Raw genomic sequence first — 18,821 nt, 5'->3', positions numbered from 1 at the left:
ATCAAATAAAATATACCTAATCGCATATCTATATAGTGAGATACTACCTCATGTTTGTATACAAACAATTCACGATTTGCATACTGTATTAAGAGCCCTCCTATGACATAGAAATCTTAGTCACTTACTCTAAAAAATTAAAAAATCCACACCCACCAATACCTCTGTAGATGTGGATTTTTAACTTTATTTAGAAATGTAAAATGTTTAAAAATTCTATCTATGTAATTTATAAACTTACAAATTATAACGTAACTAATCCTATTCAACACATACATATGGCACTAGCAGTTTTTAATTTTTTATCATCTAAAAAAAAGAATTATGTACTTTTATACCGATACATTCTAAATAATGGCACTTACAATTATTTAAGGATGTGAAATACCAGTGGGTATAACTCCAAATACTTTTTAGTAATTTCATGAATCGGGAAATTGAATCAGTTGTCGATTCATTTTTAAATAAGGGATATTTTATAATGTAGGATTATGTATTAATGAAGAAATAATTCTGTTTACAAGATCATCTGTTATCCACTCTGTTTGCATATCGTCGGAGTCACTTTGATTCATCGAATCAATAAACTTTTTAAATTTCGGAAATAAGACTATGGAGGTAATCCAATAAATAGCATGGCTTGTCGAAAAGAAATGAAAAACTCCTTGTTCTTTCCCTTCCAATAAGATTTCTTTTAATTGTCCAAAATTCCCAATAATATATGGTTTTATTTTTTCTAATTGTGAACTTTCTTTGATAATTGCCTCATATGCAAGCGTTCCAATTTCAGGATGTTGTTTTATATGTGCAATAAAGAAAGTTAAATATTGTCTTAGAGCAGTTTTAGGATTATGCTGCGTTTCTTCAAGAAAATTTGGTAGTTTTTTTGCAAAACCATATTTTTTAAATACCTCTAAGTAAAGGTTCTCTTTTCCGTTAAAATAATACGAAGCCATAGCAACATTCACCTTTGCTTCTTTTGCAATTTCTTGGATACTTGTACCATCATATCCACTCTCTCCAAATTTTTTCTTAGCCGCTTCTAAAATATTTTCAATTGTTTGTTCGCGAGATTTTCCCATTCTCTACACCTCATATTAAAATTAATGAATTTCAAAAAAATATTATGTGCTTTATATCACAACTTTTCCATAAGATTTAATTATATATTTCGAATAATAATTTAACAAATAATTGAATATTAAGCACTCCTTATAAAACCCTTTTCTCCCCACTAATAAAAAAAGGCTGGAGACTATCTATTTCAATAGTTAATCTCTAGCCTTTTACTGGAATAATTAAAAGTTAAAGGATATTGGATTTTTTAATCTCAATTATTTATTTTACCACTTGTACAGATGCTGGTTTCCACCCCTGATTCTCTACCCAATCAATATTAACCTTATATTTTTTATTATTTTGTTTATCTCGTACATTACCGTAGGCTTTATTATTACCATTATTTCCAATAAAATCGAAAATCAATTGGCTCTCTGGAACATCAACAGCATAAGAGATTGCTTTTTTCATCTCACTCCAATCTACTGTTCCTTCTTTAAATTTCATTTCAGGTTTTGCTCCTTGCTCTGTACCAATTGGCTTCCATGAAGGATTAGTTTGAAGATCCTTTTCTTGAGATACCGTTTTTTCTTCCTCTTTATTTTCATTTCCGTTCGTTTTTACCAATTTTTCTACTTTTTGTTTCCCTTCTAACTGTGCTGCTTCTTTATCTTCGCTTTTCTTTTCTTCTATCTTTGCTATTTCTTTATCTTCAGTTTTCTTCTCTTCTATCTTTGCTGTTTCTTTATCTTCGGTTTTCTTCTCCTCTATCTTTGCTGTCTCTTTATCTTCAGTTTTCTTCTCTTCTATCTTTGCTGTTTCTTTATCTTCAGTTTTCTTCTCTTCTATCTTTGCTGTTTCTTTATCTTCAGTTTTCTTCTCTTCTATCTTTGTTACTTTCTTTTCTTGAGCAATTGCTTTCGTTGATATATTAGAAGGGGTAAACAATTGGTATGTCACTATACCAACTGTCACTAATACCAAAGTAAATGCAATATTAAAAATTGCCTTTTGACGACGATTCTGTTGTTTTTCCTGAAATCTGCTTACTTGTCCCATTCTTCAAACCTCCGTGTTTACTTTCTCCTCTACTCTTTATGTATTATCCCTAAAATTCTTAATATTTTTATTAAACAATAGAAATAAACTACACTTTCCATACAGGATTTCATATCATAATAAAATTTGTGTTTTTTCAAGCATCTGACATATGTTATTCAAAATAGTTTAATACATTAAAAATTGATAAGCTTCTGCACTTAAGAAACCTTCAATTTTATTCAAAGGTGATTCCAATTACGTCCACATTAGATCTCCTGTAGAAAGCTTTTTAACAATTAAGCCTCTTCTTCCCTTATTTATAATTTTTAAATTAAATTTCCCTCTATAGTATAATAAAGATGTTTCGTTTTCTAATGGGGTATGTCGTAAAATCAAAAGAGATTTTATCTCTTTCACCTTCTTTTCAGAGTAAATTTCACCACTAGGAAATTCTATTATTCCTAATGTAATCTTTAATTCGCTCTCCTCAAAAGTCCACTCTTTATTAAGTTCTCTTATCCTTTGTATAAAGCTTCTTTTGGTTTGTCCTATATAGAGCAATGTTACATTCTTAGCATATACTCTAGAGATTGCAAATAGCCCCTTCTTAGAAGCTTCTTCCCTATTATAAAAGTCATTTATACTATACATGCCATACCACTTAATATGTACTGTTTCTATGAATCTCACCTCATTTTTAGACAATATTATAATTTCTGAATGTTCGAATTATTATGGGTACATATGCTTGATTACTTGAATTATAAATTGTGCTTTTCAATAATACATTTTATTATTACTAATTTCAATAATGAAGAAAAAATACAATATTATAGTTTAATTACAAAGCTGTATAAAAAACAAAGTGATGTCGTACCACATATTTCCTTTTTTTATAATATCAAACTATCGCGAACAAAATTTAGAAAGTTATGGAATAAAAATAGAGATGTTTTTGCAACTCATTGATTTTTACCAAACACGTATAAAAACCAACAATATGAAAATAAACGACTGGCTAAATTTTTACTTTCAATAAAATAAAAAAGAACCTGCAAATTTGCAGATTCTCCTGATAATGATTTATATGAGTAAGACTCGGAAATATAATACAATGATTCAAAAATAAGTTCAAGTAAATTCAAAGAACCCGCTGGAGTTCGGGTTCTTTCAGAAGTGATGATGTTTTCTCGGATTTGCAAAGTGAGAAAATACAAGAATATAATACATCGAGATTTAGAGAATTTTAATACTTAAATTAGAGGTTATTTTAATATGATGTAACATCAGCATTTTGGAGGAATAGCAATGAATACCTTATACATTTCCAGTCTACATAACGCTTTATTATCAGTAGAAAGAAAAAGTAAATCCCTACTTTCACAAGAAATCCGCCTTTTTACTCTATTCATTTTTTGATACATTCCCATCCACGGTTTTAGGGTTCTCTTTTGTACTGTGTTAGCCGAAAAATTTTATAAATCATAATTCGTTTTTCCTCCACCTGTTTCACCCTTTCTACACCCTAGTTTTACAAAATAAGAGGTCATCAAAACTTATATTTATTACTTTCTGTTATCTCCTCTCTCTTGTTCTATGCATAGTCTATTTGAATTTTTATTAGCTACTAAAAAATTTACAGGACGATTAGAAAAAGCCAAGTGCATTGCACTCGGCTTTATGGTCGATTAAACATTTTTACTTCAGACGTATTAAACTGATGTAGATAGTCTTTAGTAGAAGTATAGCCTGAATTCATGAGTGTTTTCTTTTCTTCTTCTGTGATATCGAAATTAAATGACGGCGTAAAGAATGTATTGATAAATACAGTGCGGGCAGCATCTTCTTTGGTTGTTTTTCCACTCTCATGACCTTTGATCATGGTTTGAGACAAATTCCATGCAAAATGAATAAGAGAATGGCCAATATGATGTTCTGTTGAAGTTGCGATATGTTTTAACATGGCAACCTCGGCCTGAGATTCTAAACGGAAACCTAGTGTTTCTTTGTTGTAGACAATTTCATCTGTAGGATCAAAGAAAGATGCATTGTATTTCGTGTGTAAGCTTCTTAGTGTAGAATGATCCTCCATATTGCTTATCAGTTTATTAACCTCGTCAATCGTATCTGTGGTCGTGAAGTGTTCTTCCTTATTCACAAAACTTTTCCGATCAAATAAACGAATTGGGTAGTTATCGAGTACACCTCCGTCTACATAATAATCTTTATCCCATTCCACAGATTTAAAAAAGAATGGGATGGACATCGAAATCCGCACAGCAACTACTAACGGGACATCAGGTGTCGTTTCGCGAGAGAACGTACGAAGCTCGTGTGTAGAAACGTTCGTTCCTTGGAAAAACACGTCTTTTCCTGTTTTGTCATACAACTGCTGAAAAGTTGTGTCCTTACTCCCTGTCCACTTTTCAACAATCTTTCCTACCCACTCAGTGAAGAAATCCCCTTTATAGATACCAAAACCATCAAAAAATAAACGAATGTTATCTTGTACAATAGAAAAATCATCATCTTTAAACGCTTTGAAATTCATGTCTTTGTGGATTTTTACAAGATCTGCGAATGGAATAGAAAGACCTAAAAGTAATGCAGTAATCGCTCCTGCTGAAGTACCCCCAAATCGTTGTATTTCTGGTAAAATCCCTTCTTCATTTAGTGCACGGATGGCACCTATATAAGCGCTTCCCTTTACCCCGCCACCTTCAAATACTAAGTTACGAAATGGATATGCCATTATATACCTCCAATAGAGAAATTTTCGATCTGTTATAGTATCGGAATTATATTGAAATATATTCCAAATCTTATTAAAAAGGGTTCATGTCCTCCGATACGTATGGCCAAATTATCTTTATTTAATGGATGAATTGTTTGAAAGAGAAGGAATTTGCTTGGAATGGTAATTTAGTAGGATAGGAAACAGGAAGCGGAGCGCATCTTTGGATACACTGACTAATATCCCCTTTTGAAATTGTATATAACGTAACTTCTTTTCCAATGCATCCTCCTAGTAAAATCACGAGTAAGAAATCAAGGAACAACCTATATTTCATAAAGTCCTCACTCTCTTTAACATGCAATCCAGTAAAATATTTTTTTTCAAATACGTAGAAATATGGTTTAACCAGTAATCAATGATCAGGTCTTCTTAACTTAAGTAAACCTAAATCTATTTGTCTCCATACAGAAAGAGATAAATAGTTTTGTTCCTATTCATGAAATAGTACAATATATGCAAAATTACATATCTAATTAATTGCTTTTAATGTTATATTTTAATAGCGATGAATGCTATTATTTCATAAGTTGTCAACAAGCGTTATGTATGTATGAGAAAAAGGAAGGAGCCAAATAGGCCCCTTCTTTTTTCTACTAATTAACTAAATTACTCTCTGGTAAAAATTTAAATAGTAATGCTCATTTACAGGTGTCTCATTATGCATTAAACATGCTAACTTTGCTTGCTGTCGGAAAAATTAACAACGATAGCATTAAGTTATTAAGAGACAAAAATTCATCAACACGAAGACAGATTTGTCTTGGCTAGATAAATTTGGTGATAAATACAGGAAGTAACTCTTACGATTCAATGATTCTTTTTCCTGCCTTCTACCCTTGCCACTTCTGTTTCATGACTTGTAAATAGAGATCTTCAAACTCGTTAAAATGGACGCGAAAAACACCTAATGTATCGATATAAGCAGAAATCACATCTTTTTCATTAAAATGGATACCTTCCTGTGCTAAGTCATAGCTATCATTAAGGCTGTATAAATCAAAATATTCTTCTTCCCAATACAGGCCTCTATTTACTAGTAATCGAGTAGAGCAAGTAATAGCTTGTTTAATATTCCATTTCTGAGCTACTAACTTTTCATTTAAGACTGAAAGAAGGATGTTTACCGAGGGGTTTTCATCAACTATGCGGCTATATGACAGTAAAGCCGATTCTATATATATCAGCTTTGCTTTAGACATTAAAGATATCTCCATAATTTCATATGGCGGGTGATCATTTGCTTCAATCAACCTATCGCACCATGAAATAACCTCCTCTCTATTCCAAAGTCCGCAGCCTAGTCCTAATGCATACAAGTGGGCTAAAGTTTGATAAGATTTCAATATGTTTCACCTTCAATTTAACTGTATAGTGGTATTGCATTCATTTTGGAAATAATCACGCTTAGTAATAAATATAATAAGCTGCCCAAACGGACAGCTTATTTGCATTAAAAACGCTACACATGAACTTTTGCTTTTTTTCGACGCACAAGCCACCAAACTAAAGATAGCAGTACTAGGGGAAACGGAAATATCTGAATAAACAAAAATACTTCCCAAAAATCGTGCATCGTACTACCAGGGGAATCTGTTGCCATCCCGCCAATAAAAAAAGACAATGGAATGACAAGTATATTTATACCTAAGCTAATCATTAGGAATGATAGATTTTTCTTCCAGATTACTGGTAATGCAGCCACGATTAATAAAACCAATGCAGTACCCAGTATAAGAAACAGTGCTCCAAATAAAAATACAAAGTATAAAATAACATTGATTAAAGGTTCCACAATAGCCCTCCTAAGGATTCATTTTATAGAAACACTCATGTTATTTAGAAAGTCAGGATGCTATACCTCTTAGTTGTCTTTCAATTTCTTCATCGCTATAGTCTTCATTTATCTGCTTAGAATACTTACTCTACTTGCTTATATTCTGGACTGCGTTAGGACATATGTTTCTATTGTACAACCAGCTGGCAAGAAACCCACACTTATCCCTGCTAATACGGTACCTTTAAAGGCTCTGTTCATATTCATTTGCCCCTTTTATCTTTTCGTATTTTTTCTCCATCCATAGACAGTCCATTATGAACGTTTTCATTATAAGTATTGTCTGCTGTTACTGTTTTACTTTCCTTACTATCTGTTTCGGCCCTGATTCTTCTCATTTACCGTTTCAGTATTACGCTTCAATCCGCATTATCATCACATAAAAAGGACATACCTATTCATATATACTCCTTTATTATTTTATATTGAAATAAATAATGGTTCAAAGTTATTTTGTGAAAATTATACAAAAATTAATAATTCATCGATTACCCAACAATAGATAATATGGATAAAGAAAAAATACTAGAGAATATCACATTGTAGTAGTCTCTAGTATCTTTTCATAGTATTTTAGCGGCTATGCAATACGGAGGGATAAAAAAGGACCTCTTACGGAAAGATAAGAGGTCATCAATAAGATAAAAATGTTGTATTTGAAACACGCGAGTTTCTAATTCACATCATAACACAATATATTCATATATTCAATATATACATTTAAGATAAGGAATATTACATCCTTGAAGATTACGGTAAACCAGGAGATAGTGCTGAAAATGAACCTACTTTGCGCAACATTTTCCAAAAAAAGTATGCGGATGTCGCACCTGCTAAGACATTTTGAATAATCTTTGCAGCTGCTACATCAACGGGTAATTTATTGTATTTCCAATCTAGAGAATCAATTGTACAATCCCATACTTTTAAAACTAGTGAAATAGATCTTTTTAATTACATACTTAATTTATTTTTTAATGTCCAATATTTTTCTCCATTAGCTTCAAAAGAGAATTCTACCCATCCATTCGGATCTTCACGATAAATAAAGATGGTTGTTCCAGGAGTTACTGTACCAACTTTATTCTCCTCGACAGCTACATCTGGTCTACTTTTAATTTTTAAATTAAATGGATAAGGTACCTGATAGTAAGTAGCTGATGATACAACATTTGAGCTTGAACCGTCTGCATACATTTTATATGGAATTTCATTAGATAACGCGTCGACATCTAATGTTTCAGGATTCTTTGGTAATTTTTTTGCATATGTATAGTCTTCTACACGAAACGGTTTAATACGTTCCATAATACCCGCAATTTTCTTAGCCCAGCCTTTATCTGATGCATATTTCACGTTCATGCCAGTTAATGTTGACCCGTTATAATACATACCACTTTCTTCTAAATATCTTTCTCGTACATAATTAGCGTTATAAGCAATACTATCGCCGTAGCTTGGTAAATATTTCGCATATTTAAACGGATCTCCATCATATGCACGTAGACCGAATAAATTATGTTTTTGATATGCGATTTCTGATTTTCCGTATCCAGATTCTAAAATCGCATGCGCCGCTAAATAATGAGCACTCACGCCATATTGATTTTGCGCATTGATAAAATCTTGTCCATGTCCAACTAAGGGACTATCTGAATGATATTTTGCAATAAAACTATCAATCTCTTGAGCTGTAATTTTCGAAGCCACTGTTAAATTTAAATCTTCATATGAGATAGCAGTAATAACCTCTTTTTCATCGTTTAAATTTTGTTGTAACATATCTGTTTTTGCAGTAAGTTGAGCAGCTTCAGCACGTGTTATAAATCTATTTGGTTGCCAACCGTTCTCGGTACCATTAGAAATTTTTAAATCTATTAAAATATTGGCATGTTTTTCTCCCCAATGCCCTTTTAAATCTTCAAATCTAACCTGCTCGTTATGATTTGCTGTGCTTTGTAGTTTATATGCATTTACTAGCATGGTAGCCATAGCAGCACGAGTTACTTTTCCGGATGGATTAAAGATTCCATTCCCTTCACCTTTAACAATACCAGCTTTTTCAGCAGCAGCAATATAAGGAGTAGCCCAGTGGTTTTGTGAATCTGTAAAAGATGGTTTTGCATTAGGATCAATTTTTATACCTAAAACTTTTGTCATAATTTTTGTAGCCGAAGCTCTGTCTAAAGAGTCATTTGAACCAAAAGTTCCATCTGGATAACCATTTAATACCTGTTTATCAACTAAATAGTTAACGGATTTATCAGCCCATGTAGGAACATCAGGGAATTTATGAGTATCTGCTAAAATATTAGAAGAATAGGATAATATAGCTCCTGCAAGGATACCTGTTGCAATTAATTTGTGCTTCATTAAAATAAACACCTCTACCATTGTATTTATCAAATTGAGATTTTCTATTTTTATATTTACATGTTTGTAATAATAATAAAATCGTATTATCACGCATTCAATTTGATGTAACGAGTATAGTTACTTATATACACAAGTGTCAATGAATTTCTTTTACAAAAATACATAATGTTTACATGATTTTATAATTGACTTATGTATAAATTTTGTAAAGGACCTTTTGATAGATTTTACCTGAAGAAATCTCTTTAGTTGTTAATTTGCCAATCTTTCTCGTTTACTATTAATCAATTAAAAAAAGAATTTTTTGTTTGAAAATCTTAAGTTGATGGATGTGTGAACGTACCGCTACTAAAATTCTTGCTTTTAATTTATTATTACTGTATTATATTTACGTATCAATATAAGGATTATGGTATATAAAAAGGAATCAAGTCTATAAGTAAGATTTAAATCCTTTTCCAATTCAAAAAGATTTTGCCAAAATCTAATATAATTTATGCTTATCTTTTTAGTATGTATCTAGTAAAAACATATTTTTTATCCATAGAATTCTGTTTTCAATGATATGAATTAGTGTTCTAAACAAGGAATCCTACAAAGTGATCTGAAAAACCTGAGAGATATTGTATGTAGTTTGCTCATCTCCAGGTACTACAATAAAAGAGCCTTACCTCTCTAGGCAAGACTCTACTAGTTTAGTTGTATACTATTTACATGATAACTAAGAAACAGAAAACATATAACACCAAATAACAGCACCCTATTACTCCTCCTACAGCTAATACCTGTTTCACCCAACTCTTAAATTTTTGATTACTGTAAATCGCTTGCACTCTTTCCATATTTCCTCCTATTAAGGAGAACCCTTAAAGACTCTCACCTCGCTATAGTACCATTAAAAAATGAATAATAGAGATCTAATGTATAAATATGCAATATTGCATACGGAAATGTATTGTTATTATTGTAAGCGCTTACTATAATAAGGTTATAAAGATTTATTACATTTTAATACGAAAAAGAGGAGAGAATAATATGGAAATCGCAATGGCAGTTTTAAAATTTATAGGTGGAGCAATCCCATTAATTCAAGAACTTCTAAAAGCATTTATGTAAATTCACTATTTAGCAATTATTCATAAAAATTATCATACAAATGATCTGTATATCAAAAATGAATTGGTTGACAGATTATTTACGTAATCAAGGTCCCTTTAACATGACTAAGGGGCCTTTTTAAAATTTTTAAATAATTAAGGTTACGTCACATCACCCTCAAGTTAGCAAAATAAAATGAAACTTTAACTTGATGGTGATGGGGTAACAGTTGTGATTTAGAGATAAGATCAGATTATACAAAGTTTTGCACGTCAGCGATACCGGAAATAAACTTCGCCTTTAGTAGCCAGAATCTCCAATAAAGATAGTCAACTTACCTATTTAGGAATAGGAGTGTCAATTTAAATGATGCGTTCCAAGGCACTACTCTTCTTCTAAAATAGCGTAATAATATTCATCCCACCATTCATTCCCATGTGGTATACACTTCCTGAAATAACCTTCTCTTCTCATTCCAATCTTCTCCATTACTCGATATGATGGGGTATTTTGCGGCTGACATGTAGCTATAATCCTATGTAATTTCATTTCCTTAAAGCCATATTTCAATGTAGCTTGTGCTGCTTCAGAAGCATATCCTTTATTGAAATATTTAGGATTGAACACCCAGCCAATCTCATATGTATGCTCACCAAAATATTTATGAAAAACTATATGACCAATCAGAATATCTTTATCAATTAATACTACAGGAAAGTTTTTAGCGTTTTCACCAATGTTTTCATTCACAAAGTTTCTTGTATTTTCTTCAGTAAAAACCCCTTCAGGTATGTATTTCATAACATTGATATCTGATGTATACTCATGAACAGCTTGCCAATCTTTGAACTCAAATTTTCGTATTAATAATCTTTCTGTTTTTATAAACATTTACTTTTCCCCCCTCAAAAAATTGCAACTATATTTAAACTCCACTTTTAAGGTGAAAATACGGGCCAAACAAACTATCTTACAGCTTGACTTTAGAAACTTTAGGGATAATGCTTTGACAAATATATTATATAACAAATATTAACATCCACGGGATTTGTTTTTGAAAATTATGTTAATTAAGAAAGAAAGTAGTTTTTTCTTAGATATTATTGTTAATAACTGATGGTATCATTATATTTCATTCTGCAACTTATTTAGAAAAGCTATGTACATTTCGAAGAAGTTCTTCAATAAGTTTTGTTTTTTCATTTACCTTTGTGGCATATGTGAAATCACCATAACAATATGGATACCTAAAATTATTTTTATTTCCACCACAAGTATACATCGCTGGATTTTGATCAACTTTCATCTTAGAAAATTTTTTGGCCGAATCCTCCGAGTGTTGTTTAACTTCTTGACTAGCAATAAAATCAATATACCCTGGCCCCATATTATAACTTTGAATAATTGTATCCATGCTAACATCCTTGTCCGTTCCATATTTGTACATTTTAGCAAAGTGCTTTACCCCCTGTTCAATGCTCAAGCTTGTCTCTTGAATTTCATTTGGCTTTAATCCAAGTGATTCAGATGACTGCATAGGATCGTTTCCCTCACCTCTACTCTCTTGATACATAATTCCTAATAAAATTGGTGTTTTCTCTCCTAAATTATATTTTTCTAATTCTTTTTTTAAGGTAGACTCATATTGCAATACACGTTTTTCGGTGGCTTGCGCTTTATTTTGTTGAATATTGGTTTTATGATTAAAATATAGCATTCCAAGTATTGTTCCTAAGCCTAAAATACTAATAAGGAACACTTTTATAATTTGTTTTTTACTTGTATCCTTCATATATTCCTCCTCGTATAAGAAATTCAATTTTTCAAAGGTAATTGGTTATATACAAACTATGTAATGAACATCTATCTCCCGCCCTTTTTAGACTCATATATCAATACTTTAAGGTTTCAAGTTTAATATAAAAATTTAAAGATAAGGTAAAGATAAGATAAAGATAAAATAAAGGGTATTTTTAGCGTACTTTAAAAGATATTGCTACAAAGGGATATATGGGATAACTTGTTGATATGAATGGATTTAGTGATAATTGAAAGGTTATTGTACAAGTTATTAATTATGGAGACATCATTCCAGAAGATTTAATCCATCTTTTCAATATGCTTTATATAAAAACCACAACATAACATATAATAAAAAACGGCGAACCCTCCACCTAGGAGAATCCACCATCACAAATAACTGATTATTTCACACCTAGTTTTTTTGCTTTCTTAGGGAGCTCGTCTTCCTGCACTTCCTCCCAAGCTGTTACACCTTTTTTATCTGAGTGATATACACGTAGGAATGCTTCTTTACGAAGATTCTTTTGTGCAATAAATTCTAACTCTTTTTCTTTACCTTCCTTATCAAAACCCGATAATGTATATTCATAATCCTTTCCCATCACTTTACCATCCATAGATTTTGAAACTCCTCCTTTTCCATCCATAGTAATTAAAACGTAATATTCATCTTTAAAAATATAATTGATATCACACCCAACTAAAACACTTGCAAATACACCTTCCTTATTTTTTACGTACCTGTGTATTTTTATCTTTTTACTCACTTTTATTTTTCTTTCTTAACTAACTTATTTAAGATAATCTCATATAAATTAATTAACGAATTAATGCTATTTGCGACATAAAAAAAGAGAGGCGTCTGCCCCCTCTTAGAAGTGAAATTCCGCTTGCTGTTCTTTTGTAATTGTCTCATCCCCCTCAGGATTAACTGTGTCACTAAAGATTAACTTAGCTGATATAATCTCCTCAGGCTTACCATTGTTAAGTACAATTTTATCTAAAATTGAGGATTTAATCAAAGTAACCACAATCCTTAAAGAAGAACTAAATACGAAAAACTTTGACATCAATTTAAAAATAAGACTGGAACAAGAAATACAATTTGGTTATTATCAAAAGAAATCCAAGAAGCTAACAACATCGAATATCTTGTAAAAGGGAGATTTCTTAAGAATTAAATGGAAAACCCTTTTCATGTTTATTATTTGATGTGAAAGCACAGTCTTTCGATTTGTAATAGAAAATAGAAAATCACTAAAAAAACAAAAAATCTTTAGCTGTAGAGAAAAAAGTGAAAAATAAGAGCCTCCAATAAAGTAATGGAGGCTCTTTTCAATTAAGTTAGAATTTGAGGCAAAGGCGCTAAGAAAGTCTTTATCCTGCTTAATGTTTATTTGTACTCTATAACCATTAGTTTGAACAATTTACCATTTACCTTCAACTTGTAAATATGGTCCCATCATCAATTTCCGCTTTTACAAAGTGTTCTGCGGTGTTCATCATGATAAACAGTTAACAAGAATACGCGAAGCAACGAACTTGGAAATGTGAAAATCCGAAAGGACACGGAAACAAACTGGCACCCCCTTTAACAAGTAATAATTTGTTCTGCACCCATGTTGATAATTCTTCTGGTAATCGGTATGTAACGGAACCATGTTGCTCTTTTATAATGACATAGGGATTGCGGAATTCTTCTTGAATGCCGATTCCAATCACTTGATACAATTTCCTACACTGACTCGGAAACAATATATTGGGAATGTCTAATGATTCAATTTCATGAAAAGAATGACAGAATCTCGCATCAATTGCAAATACCATCACACCCACTCCCAGCTATACGTAAAACACAATTAGTATACCAATGAGATCTATGTTACGTGCAGAAATCCCCGTTTTCTCCCCAGACTTATCTACAAGAATAAAAAAGGAAACGCAAGATATGTTCCCTTTTCACTATTTGTTTTCTACACTTTTAATTCCAATATTTCTAGATGCTGAATAGATCCCCCCTGGCAGGTAGACATCTTCCTCCTTCAGCAGGGATACGGAACTTTCCGTTTCTACTAGTGATGGAAGATTGCGCATGCCAAATAATAATACTTTTCCCCTATTGCCCAAATGACGTGGGGTATGCATGGAAATCGTAAGGTTGTTTATGCATGTAATTGTTCCTGTTCTTAAACATTTTCGGGTATCTATTTTTATTGTTTGATTGTTATAACTGGCATTTGCTCCTTGTCGGAAATTGTACTGTAACCATAATAAAGTAAAAAAAACAATAAAATAATTGTCCAAATAAATATAAACACTTTGTAACTATACTTCATATGAAAAACCTCATTTTCCCTATATAAGTGAATGTACATACATCCTATAAATCCGATTACATAAATTATCAGATATCTTAGTAGTAGAGAATCATTAAGTATTAGCAATTGTTATTCATAAACATATCCAAGAAATCTTCAAAAAATATCATCTAGACATTTCATAAAAATGCACAGATAATATTTTTACGTTTAGCTAAGTAATGCTTATTATGTAATAAATCTTTATCTCTATTTCACCTTAATGTTTATATGTACAAGAGTCTGTGTAGCAACTAGGCTGTACTTTAAATATGTACTAAATTGTGTGTGGGAAAGGAAGCACATTTTATTTAAAGTTGTTACTTTAAACCCTTTAATTAGTTGGTAGTCTTCTTCATTCAGACAGAAAGGAAATTTAAAGTGTGCACGTATTTTCAACTCAGACTCTTTACTACACACACTCCTATACACATAAAACATCTATACCTTTCGTAACATTAAGGAAACAAAAAGGAAATGACATAGAAATGATTATAATATTTCGTAACAATCTTGTAACACAAATGTAACACAATACATTTAATCGTACAATACTTTTTTAGCTAATTATCAACAAAGCATTGTTAATGTCGTTCAAATTTAATAATGTTCCCATAGAGTAATACATATTGTTTGTGAAGTGTTTTTTCAAAATATAACGAAACCTACCATGACGGAGGAATGTTAATTCCATTTAAGAATAAATGGATTAATACCTTTCTAGCTTTTGTATCCCAATCATAGTATAGAGAGGATTATGGTTATCCAATAAATGTATGTGACCATATACAAGCTAAGCCTTTTAAATAATTACTGTAACTAAAAAAACAAGTAATTATACTTGTTTTTTAGTTTACTTTCCAATATCGCAACAGTTTTATGTGCTCTCTTTTCCTGTCTACATTATTGGATGCATATCTTACTAAAGATAGCTTCTTTTTTTATGATTCTATTGAAGTAATTAATTGCTGACGTTCTTTATCTCTATAAATTTTCATTTCATGTTTAAACTCGTAATTTCCTACTTCAAATCTAGCCCATTCCTTACTTGTCCAATATACTACATCTACATTTTCTCTTAAGATTGCAAAACACACATCCACTAATTCATCTTCGTAAAATGGAGCTTCTTTTGCTAATTCAAAAGCAAGCACTTTTGGATCCTTAGTTTTAATTTGAAGTTCCCTAGAGGTTTGCCCTAAATACTGCCATTGCGATGGTATTGATTGAACTTGGGCATCTCCCCTATCTTGAAACTGTGATGGAGAATCATTTGTTGAAGCAAATGTAGGTTTACTTACTCCTATTGCTGTTCCTAAAACAATAGAACCAATAATAAGTTTTTTAATCATTTTTTCAGCCCCTTTAATAATTTTGGATATGCTTCATTTTTATACCACGTTCACAGTCATGTAAATGAAGATAATTTGACATAATTATGCATTTCCTTCGAAAAATGCATATTAATTACGCACCTTAAATTTACTAAAAACAAAATTGTTGGTTAAGGTAAACTTTTTTTCGTCGTAAGTATACACTTTTTGTATAAAAATTAGTTTTTAAAATATTTGCATACTTATTGATAAAGCTTCCTGCCATTCCTTATTCGAAGCCAATTTATCTCTACCTACTCACTTCGCATTCCTTGAAGAAGGAACCTTCTTGACTAAAATGATAAAAAAGTTGGGGATTTCCCCAACTTTTTTATACGTTTATTGTCTAATTAATCCTGTAGATGTAACCCGATATGTTCCTGTTTTCCATTCTCAAGGTTAGTTAAAGTCGTGCGTGTTTTTTCCTTTGCTGCTTCCCCTTCTATATGAGTAAATTCTATATAATCTCCCTCTTTTACAGGTACTGTTTGGGTTTCAGCATTTTGTTGTCTATTTCCCATAATTTCCTTATTGTACATAACGCTACCAGATGAGTTCTGGACTTTAATACTTGCATATGTGCTATTGAAATAAGAATGCGGTACACCAGCTTCTAACATTAGCTTTAAAACTTAGATATATTTAATATTTTTTTCACTACTATTATTAATCAAATTATAGTATTTTGTATTAAAATCGTATGATTTAGGACTAAATATAGTGTGAAAATTTCATAAATATGTAGTTTTAGATATTTATGATGAAAGACGCACTAAATAACTTAATTGATCACACTATTTGACTCAGAATTATTTACCAGAAAAACGTTATGTAAACTTTTTATTTGTCAATTAGACAAAATAGTTTATTTGCTGGTACCTTATCATTAGCTAGAAAGAGCCTACTAAAAAAACGTAGATTCCTCTAACGTTAACACCTGCCCAATCCCAGCGTTGTTTACAAGGATATCAAATGTAGTATCACCTATATATTTTTGAAGAGATTGACCATCATTGCATACAATTTATTAATGCCATTAAAAGTACTTAAGTCTGCACTAATCGCAAACGCGGAACCGCCATCTTGTTTAATTTGATCCACTACACTTTCTGCTTCTTCTTTTCTTTTACTATAGTGAACAACGACTAACGCACCAGCCTGTGCCAAATGTAAGGCAATACTTCGGCCTATCCCTCTACTAGCCCCTGTTACTAATGCAATTTTCCCCTTCAATTTATTCATCTCATCATCCCCTTGTTTAAAAAATTCTACTTAGTTATATCACAAGATACCCTTTGAAATGTTGCTCACTAATTTGATATCCATAAAACCAAAAGGCCCACTCATAATTATAAGAGTCGGCCTTTTTACTTCACATATTGCATCCCTAACTGTTATGTACTTTGTATTAAGTATAATAAAGAATCTAGATGGTATTATAGGTAAGCTTAAACTAAAGTCAATTCATATACATTTTGCTTAGAGTTTCTGCATTTAAACAGTTCGTTTAGGCTTCTATGCATATATTCAATAAAATTTCAGCAATGCCTGTATTTTTCATCATTAATATTTTTGTTTCTTAGGCATGAGCATACTTTGAAAAATCCTAAAAACTAGTCGATAATCTTTTAGAATCTAACTTTCCTATAATACTCTTTGCTATTTCTTCAATATTTTCATTTAGAAAGAAATGATTACCTTCAAAAGAATGAAAAGTACACGTTTTACTTGTGTATCGTTCCCATTTTATTACTTGATCATATGTAGTAAATTCATCATTTTCCCCATTAAATATAAGAAAATCAATATTACATGGCTGTGTATTTTTGTCATGAATATACGTCTCAACGATTTTAAAATCTGCTCTTAGAATAGGGAGAAAGATCTCCATTAATTCTTCTGATTGCAGTACCCCAGATGGTGTACCTCCCATTGCAATAACTTCTCTTTTAAATTGCTCATTAGAAAGATTATGTCGGATATTTTTTATTTTACTATTTGGATGATTTCTACCGGACAAAACAAGAAATTCAGGCGATACGTTTTTAGAATCTTTTATTTTTCTGGCTACTTCATAGGCGATCAAACTTCCCATGCTATGCCCGAATAGAATGTAGGGCGAATCATCTATCTGCATAACGATATTATTATAGACATCATTTACCGCTTCTTCCATACTTCCGTACAAATTTTCTTCAATTCTATATCCTCTACCAGCTAACTCTACCGGGACTACCTCAATATATGGATTAAAGTGATTTTTCCATTTTGCGTAACTAAAAGCAGATCCCCCAGCATGTGGAAAGCAAAAAAGTTTAGTCTTCTGCATTGATTTTCTCCTTACTTTCAAATTTGTATATATTTTGGAAAATTGCATAAATGTCTTTAATTATTATCTCTTGCGGAAATTCATCCCTTGTTGCACAAGCAGATAACTTATAATTTGGATCAATGTTATATTGTTTAAAGTAAAAGTTTTTAGGTATATTCTTGTATGAAATTAAAGTTCGTGATTCTTTTTTTATAGAGAATGAATTTAATGGGGTATAAAGCCCTTTTCCAATCGTTTTTATATAGCTTTCTTTTAATGTCCATAAATCAAAAAAACAATTAATTTGTTCATCAGAATTCATATTAGATATATCATAAAATTCATCCGCTGAAAAAAATTCATGTGCTAATTTAAGAGCCTCTATTTCTGAAACTTTTTCTATATCAATACCCACATTAAAATTAGCAGTAGTACAAACCACCCATTCTCCTGAATGTGACAGATTAAAATGAAAGTCAGAAAAATTTTCAACAAAAGGTTTTCCATACTCATTATATTTAAATCTAATTTCTTCATTATTAATTTTATACTTTTGGCAGATTAGAGATCGGATTAGTAAATCCCCTATCAGGGTCCTATTAACGTCGCATGAATTTAATAAACGCTTCATTCGTTCTTTCTTCTCATTTGAAACCAAGTTACTAAGTTGCTTAAACAAATGACTTTCAATATTCTTTGGTATTTTCACAGCTTGAATTTGTATAATAAATCACTTCCTTTTTTAAAGAATTACTTCATATATGAACGTTAC

Annotated in this window: 17 protein-coding genes and 6 pseudogenes; 4 read left to right on the top strand and 19 right to left on the bottom strand. The window is 31.2% G+C overall.

The window, feature by feature from the left end; all coding sequences use genetic code 11:
* Window positions 1–476 precede the first annotated feature (476 nt).
* The 8 genes from GBN91_RS23750 to GBN91_RS29510 form a co-directional block, all read right to left on the bottom strand.
* Window positions 477–1,082: a TetR/AcrR family transcriptional regulator gene (locus tag GBN91_RS23750; protein ID WP_000520479.1), complete on the bottom strand. Its 606-nt coding sequence runs from the start codon at window positions 1,080–1,082 to the stop codon at window positions 477–479.
* A 256-nt stretch (window positions 1,083–1,338) separates the two neighbouring features.
* Window positions 1,339–2,118 (bottom strand): YrrS family protein, encoded by a 780-nt coding sequence (locus tag GBN91_RS23745; RefSeq protein ID WP_152122501.1) that lies wholly within the window; start codon window positions 2,116–2,118, stop codon window positions 1,339–1,341.
* A 237-nt stretch (window positions 2,119–2,355) separates the two neighbouring features.
* Window positions 2,356–2,790: a hypothetical protein gene (locus GBN91_RS23740; protein WP_025709602.1), complete on the bottom strand. Its 435-nt coding sequence runs from the start codon at window positions 2,788–2,790 to the stop codon at window positions 2,356–2,358.
* 988 nt (window positions 2,791–3,778) lie between these two features.
* On the bottom strand, window positions 3,779–4,852 hold the full coding sequence (locus tag GBN91_RS23730) for a patatin-like phospholipase family protein (RefSeq protein WP_025709603.1): 1,074 nt from the start codon (window positions 4,850–4,852) through the stop codon (window positions 3,779–3,781).
* A 121-nt stretch (window positions 4,853–4,973) separates the two neighbouring features.
* Window positions 4,974–5,171: a hypothetical protein gene (locus tag GBN91_RS29345; RefSeq protein ID WP_076876244.1), complete on the bottom strand. Its 198-nt coding sequence runs from the start codon at window positions 5,169–5,171 to the stop codon at window positions 4,974–4,976.
* A 556-nt stretch (window positions 5,172–5,727) separates the two neighbouring features.
* Window positions 5,728–6,240 (bottom strand): hypothetical protein, encoded by a 513-nt coding sequence (locus GBN91_RS23715; RefSeq protein WP_000844534.1) that lies wholly within the window; start codon window positions 6,238–6,240, stop codon window positions 5,728–5,730.
* Between the two features lie 116 nt (window positions 6,241–6,356).
* Window positions 6,357–6,689, bottom strand: a complete 333-nt coding sequence (locus GBN91_RS23710; protein WP_113304744.1) for a hypothetical protein — start codon at window positions 6,687–6,689, stop codon at window positions 6,357–6,359.
* Window positions 6,690–6,934: 245 nt separating this feature from the next.
* On the bottom strand, window positions 6,935–7,069 hold the full coding sequence (locus tag GBN91_RS29510) for a hypothetical protein (protein ID WP_002024095.1): 135 nt from the start codon (window positions 7,067–7,069) through the stop codon (window positions 6,935–6,937).
* Window positions 7,070–7,467: 398 nt separating this feature from the next.
* On the opposite strand from GBN91_RS29510, the pseudogene GBN91_RS29765 reads away from it, so the two are divergent.
* Window positions 7,468–7,560 (top strand): annotated as a pseudogene (locus GBN91_RS29765) (peptidase M56); the annotation flags it as partial.
* On the opposite strand, the pseudogene GBN91_RS23700 reads toward GBN91_RS29765, so the two are convergent.
* Window positions 7,548–7,661: pseudogene (locus GBN91_RS23700) on the bottom strand (polysaccharide deacetylase); the annotation flags it as partial. The pseudogenes GBN91_RS29765 and GBN91_RS23700 sit on opposite strands and share 13 nt — an antisense overlap.
* A gap of 24 nt (window positions 7,662–7,685) precedes the next feature.
* Window positions 7,686–9,104 (bottom strand): S-layer homology domain-containing protein, encoded by a 1,419-nt coding sequence (locus tag GBN91_RS23695; RefSeq protein WP_152122499.1) that lies wholly within the window; start codon window positions 9,102–9,104, stop codon window positions 7,686–7,688.
* Between the two features lie 933 nt (window positions 9,105–10,037).
* Here GBN91_RS23695 and GBN91_RS23690 point away from each other — a divergent pair.
* Window positions 10,038–10,223 (top strand): hypothetical protein, encoded by a 186-nt coding sequence (locus GBN91_RS23690; protein WP_001987408.1) that lies wholly within the window; start codon window positions 10,038–10,040, stop codon window positions 10,221–10,223.
* Window positions 10,224–10,589: 366 nt separating this feature from the next.
* Here the strand turns inward: GBN91_RS23690 and GBN91_RS23685 are convergent, their stop codons facing one another.
* The 3 genes from GBN91_RS23685 to GBN91_RS23675 form a co-directional block, all read right to left on the bottom strand.
* The gene (locus GBN91_RS23685; RefSeq protein ID WP_000470146.1) at window positions 10,590–11,096 is read right to left on the bottom strand and encodes a GNAT family N-acetyltransferase; all 507 of its coding nucleotides are present in this window, start codon (window positions 11,094–11,096) and stop codon (window positions 10,590–10,592) included.
* Between the two features lie 253 nt (window positions 11,097–11,349).
* Window positions 11,350–11,997, bottom strand: coding sequence for a lysozyme family protein (locus GBN91_RS23680; RefSeq protein WP_000655733.1), 648 nt, complete (start codon window positions 11,995–11,997; stop codon window positions 11,350–11,352).
* A gap of 412 nt (window positions 11,998–12,409) precedes the next feature.
* Window positions 12,410–12,763, bottom strand: a complete 354-nt coding sequence (locus tag GBN91_RS23675; RefSeq protein ID WP_152122538.1) for a YxeA family protein — start codon at window positions 12,761–12,763, stop codon at window positions 12,410–12,412.
* Window positions 12,764–12,941: 178 nt separating this feature from the next.
* Between GBN91_RS23675 and GBN91_RS29760 the strand changes: the two are divergent.
* A pseudogene (locus tag GBN91_RS29760) lies at window positions 12,942–13,189 on the top strand (hypothetical protein); the annotation flags it as partial.
* A gap of 334 nt (window positions 13,190–13,523) precedes the next feature.
* Here the strand turns inward: GBN91_RS29760 and GBN91_RS23670 are convergent.
* Entirely contained in the window at window positions 13,524–13,835 is a 312-nt protein-coding gene (locus GBN91_RS23670) for a hypothetical protein (protein WP_000230685.1), read from the bottom strand.
* Window positions 13,836–15,022: 1,187 nt separating this feature from the next.
* Between GBN91_RS23670 and GBN91_RS29755 the strand changes: the two are divergent.
* Window positions 15,023–15,109, top strand: a pseudogene (locus GBN91_RS29755) (DUF2278 domain-containing protein); the annotation flags it as partial.
* A 197-nt stretch (window positions 15,110–15,306) separates the two neighbouring features.
* On the opposite strand, the gene GBN91_RS23665 reads toward GBN91_RS29755, so the two are convergent.
* From GBN91_RS23665 to GBN91_RS23645, 5 genes and pseudogenes are all read right to left on the bottom strand, one after another.
* A complete protein-coding gene (locus GBN91_RS23665) occupies window positions 15,307–15,717 on the bottom strand; it encodes a hypothetical protein (protein WP_006929303.1) in 411 nt (136 codons plus the stop codon).
* A gap of 360 nt (window positions 15,718–16,077) precedes the next feature.
* Window positions 16,078–16,367 (bottom strand): annotated as a pseudogene (locus GBN91_RS23660) (putative mucin/carbohydrate-binding domain-containing protein); the annotation flags it as partial.
* A gap of 284 nt (window positions 16,368–16,651) precedes the next feature.
* Window positions 16,652–16,980, bottom strand: a pseudogene (locus GBN91_RS29335) (SDR family NAD(P)-dependent oxidoreductase); the annotation flags it as partial.
* A 364-nt stretch (window positions 16,981–17,344) separates the two neighbouring features.
* Window positions 17,345–18,067 carry a thioesterase II family protein gene (locus tag GBN91_RS23650; RefSeq protein ID WP_152122497.1) on the bottom strand — a complete coding sequence of 241 codons (723 nt, stop codon included), beginning with the start codon at window positions 18,065–18,067 and terminating at the stop codon, window positions 17,345–17,347.
* Entirely contained in the window at window positions 18,054–18,758 is a 705-nt protein-coding gene (locus GBN91_RS23645; protein ID WP_124749710.1) for a 4'-phosphopantetheinyl transferase family protein, read from the bottom strand. The genes GBN91_RS23650 and GBN91_RS23645 overlap by 14 nt, the downstream gene beginning before the upstream one ends.
* Window positions 18,759–18,821: the final 63 nt, after the last annotated feature.

Source organism: Bacillus sp. B1-WWTP-T-0.5-Post-4 (assembly GCF_009183795.1).
In the GTDB taxonomy this organism is placed as follows: domain Bacteria; phylum Bacillota; class Bacilli; order Bacillales; family Bacillaceae_G; genus Bacillus_A; species Bacillus_A cereus.
This window is presented reverse-complemented; position numbering and strand designations above follow the sequence as displayed.

Excerpts from the sequence above, each read along its gene's own strand:
- GBN91_RS23750 (WP_000520479.1), bottom strand. The coding sequence starts at position 1,082 with ATGGGAAAATCTCGCGAACAAACAATTGAAAATATTTTAGAAGCGGCT.
- GBN91_RS23745 (WP_152122501.1), bottom strand. The coding sequence starts at position 2,118 with ATGGGACAAGTAAGCAGATTTCAGGAAAAACAACAGAATCGTCGTCAA.
- GBN91_RS23730 (WP_025709603.1), bottom strand. The coding sequence starts at position 4,852 with ATGGCATATCCATTTCGTAACTTAGTATTTGAAGGTGGCGGGGTAAAG.
- GBN91_RS29345 (WP_076876244.1), bottom strand. The coding sequence starts at position 5,171 with ATGAAATATAGGTTGTTCCTTGATTTCTTACTCGTGATTTTACTAGGA.
- GBN91_RS29510 (WP_002024095.1), bottom strand. The coding sequence starts at position 7,069 with ATGAGAAGAATCAGGGCCGAAACAGATAGTAAGGAAAGTAAAACAGTA.
- GBN91_RS23695 (WP_152122499.1), bottom strand. The coding sequence starts at position 9,104 with ATGAAGCACAAATTAATTGCAACAGGTATCCTTGCAGGAGCTATATTA.
- GBN91_RS23690 (WP_001987408.1), top strand. The coding sequence starts at position 10,038 with ATGCAATATTGCATACGGAAATGTATTGTTATTATTGTAAGCGCTTAC.
- GBN91_RS23685 (WP_000470146.1), bottom strand. The coding sequence starts at position 11,096 with ATGTTTATAAAAACAGAAAGATTATTAATACGAAAATTTGAGTTCAAA.
- GBN91_RS23680 (WP_000655733.1), bottom strand. The coding sequence starts at position 11,997 with ATGAAGGATACAAGTAAAAAACAAATTATAAAAGTGTTCCTTATTAGT.
- GBN91_RS23670 (WP_000230685.1), bottom strand. The coding sequence starts at position 13,835 with ATGGTATTTGCAATTGATGCGAGATTCTGTCATTCTTTTCATGAAATT.
- GBN91_RS23665 (WP_006929303.1), bottom strand. The coding sequence starts at position 15,717 with ATGATTAAAAAACTTATTATTGGTTCTATTGTTTTAGGAACAGCAATA.
- GBN91_RS23650 (WP_152122497.1), bottom strand. The coding sequence starts at position 18,067 with ATGCAGAAGACTAAACTTTTTTGCTTTCCACATGCTGGGGGATCTGCT.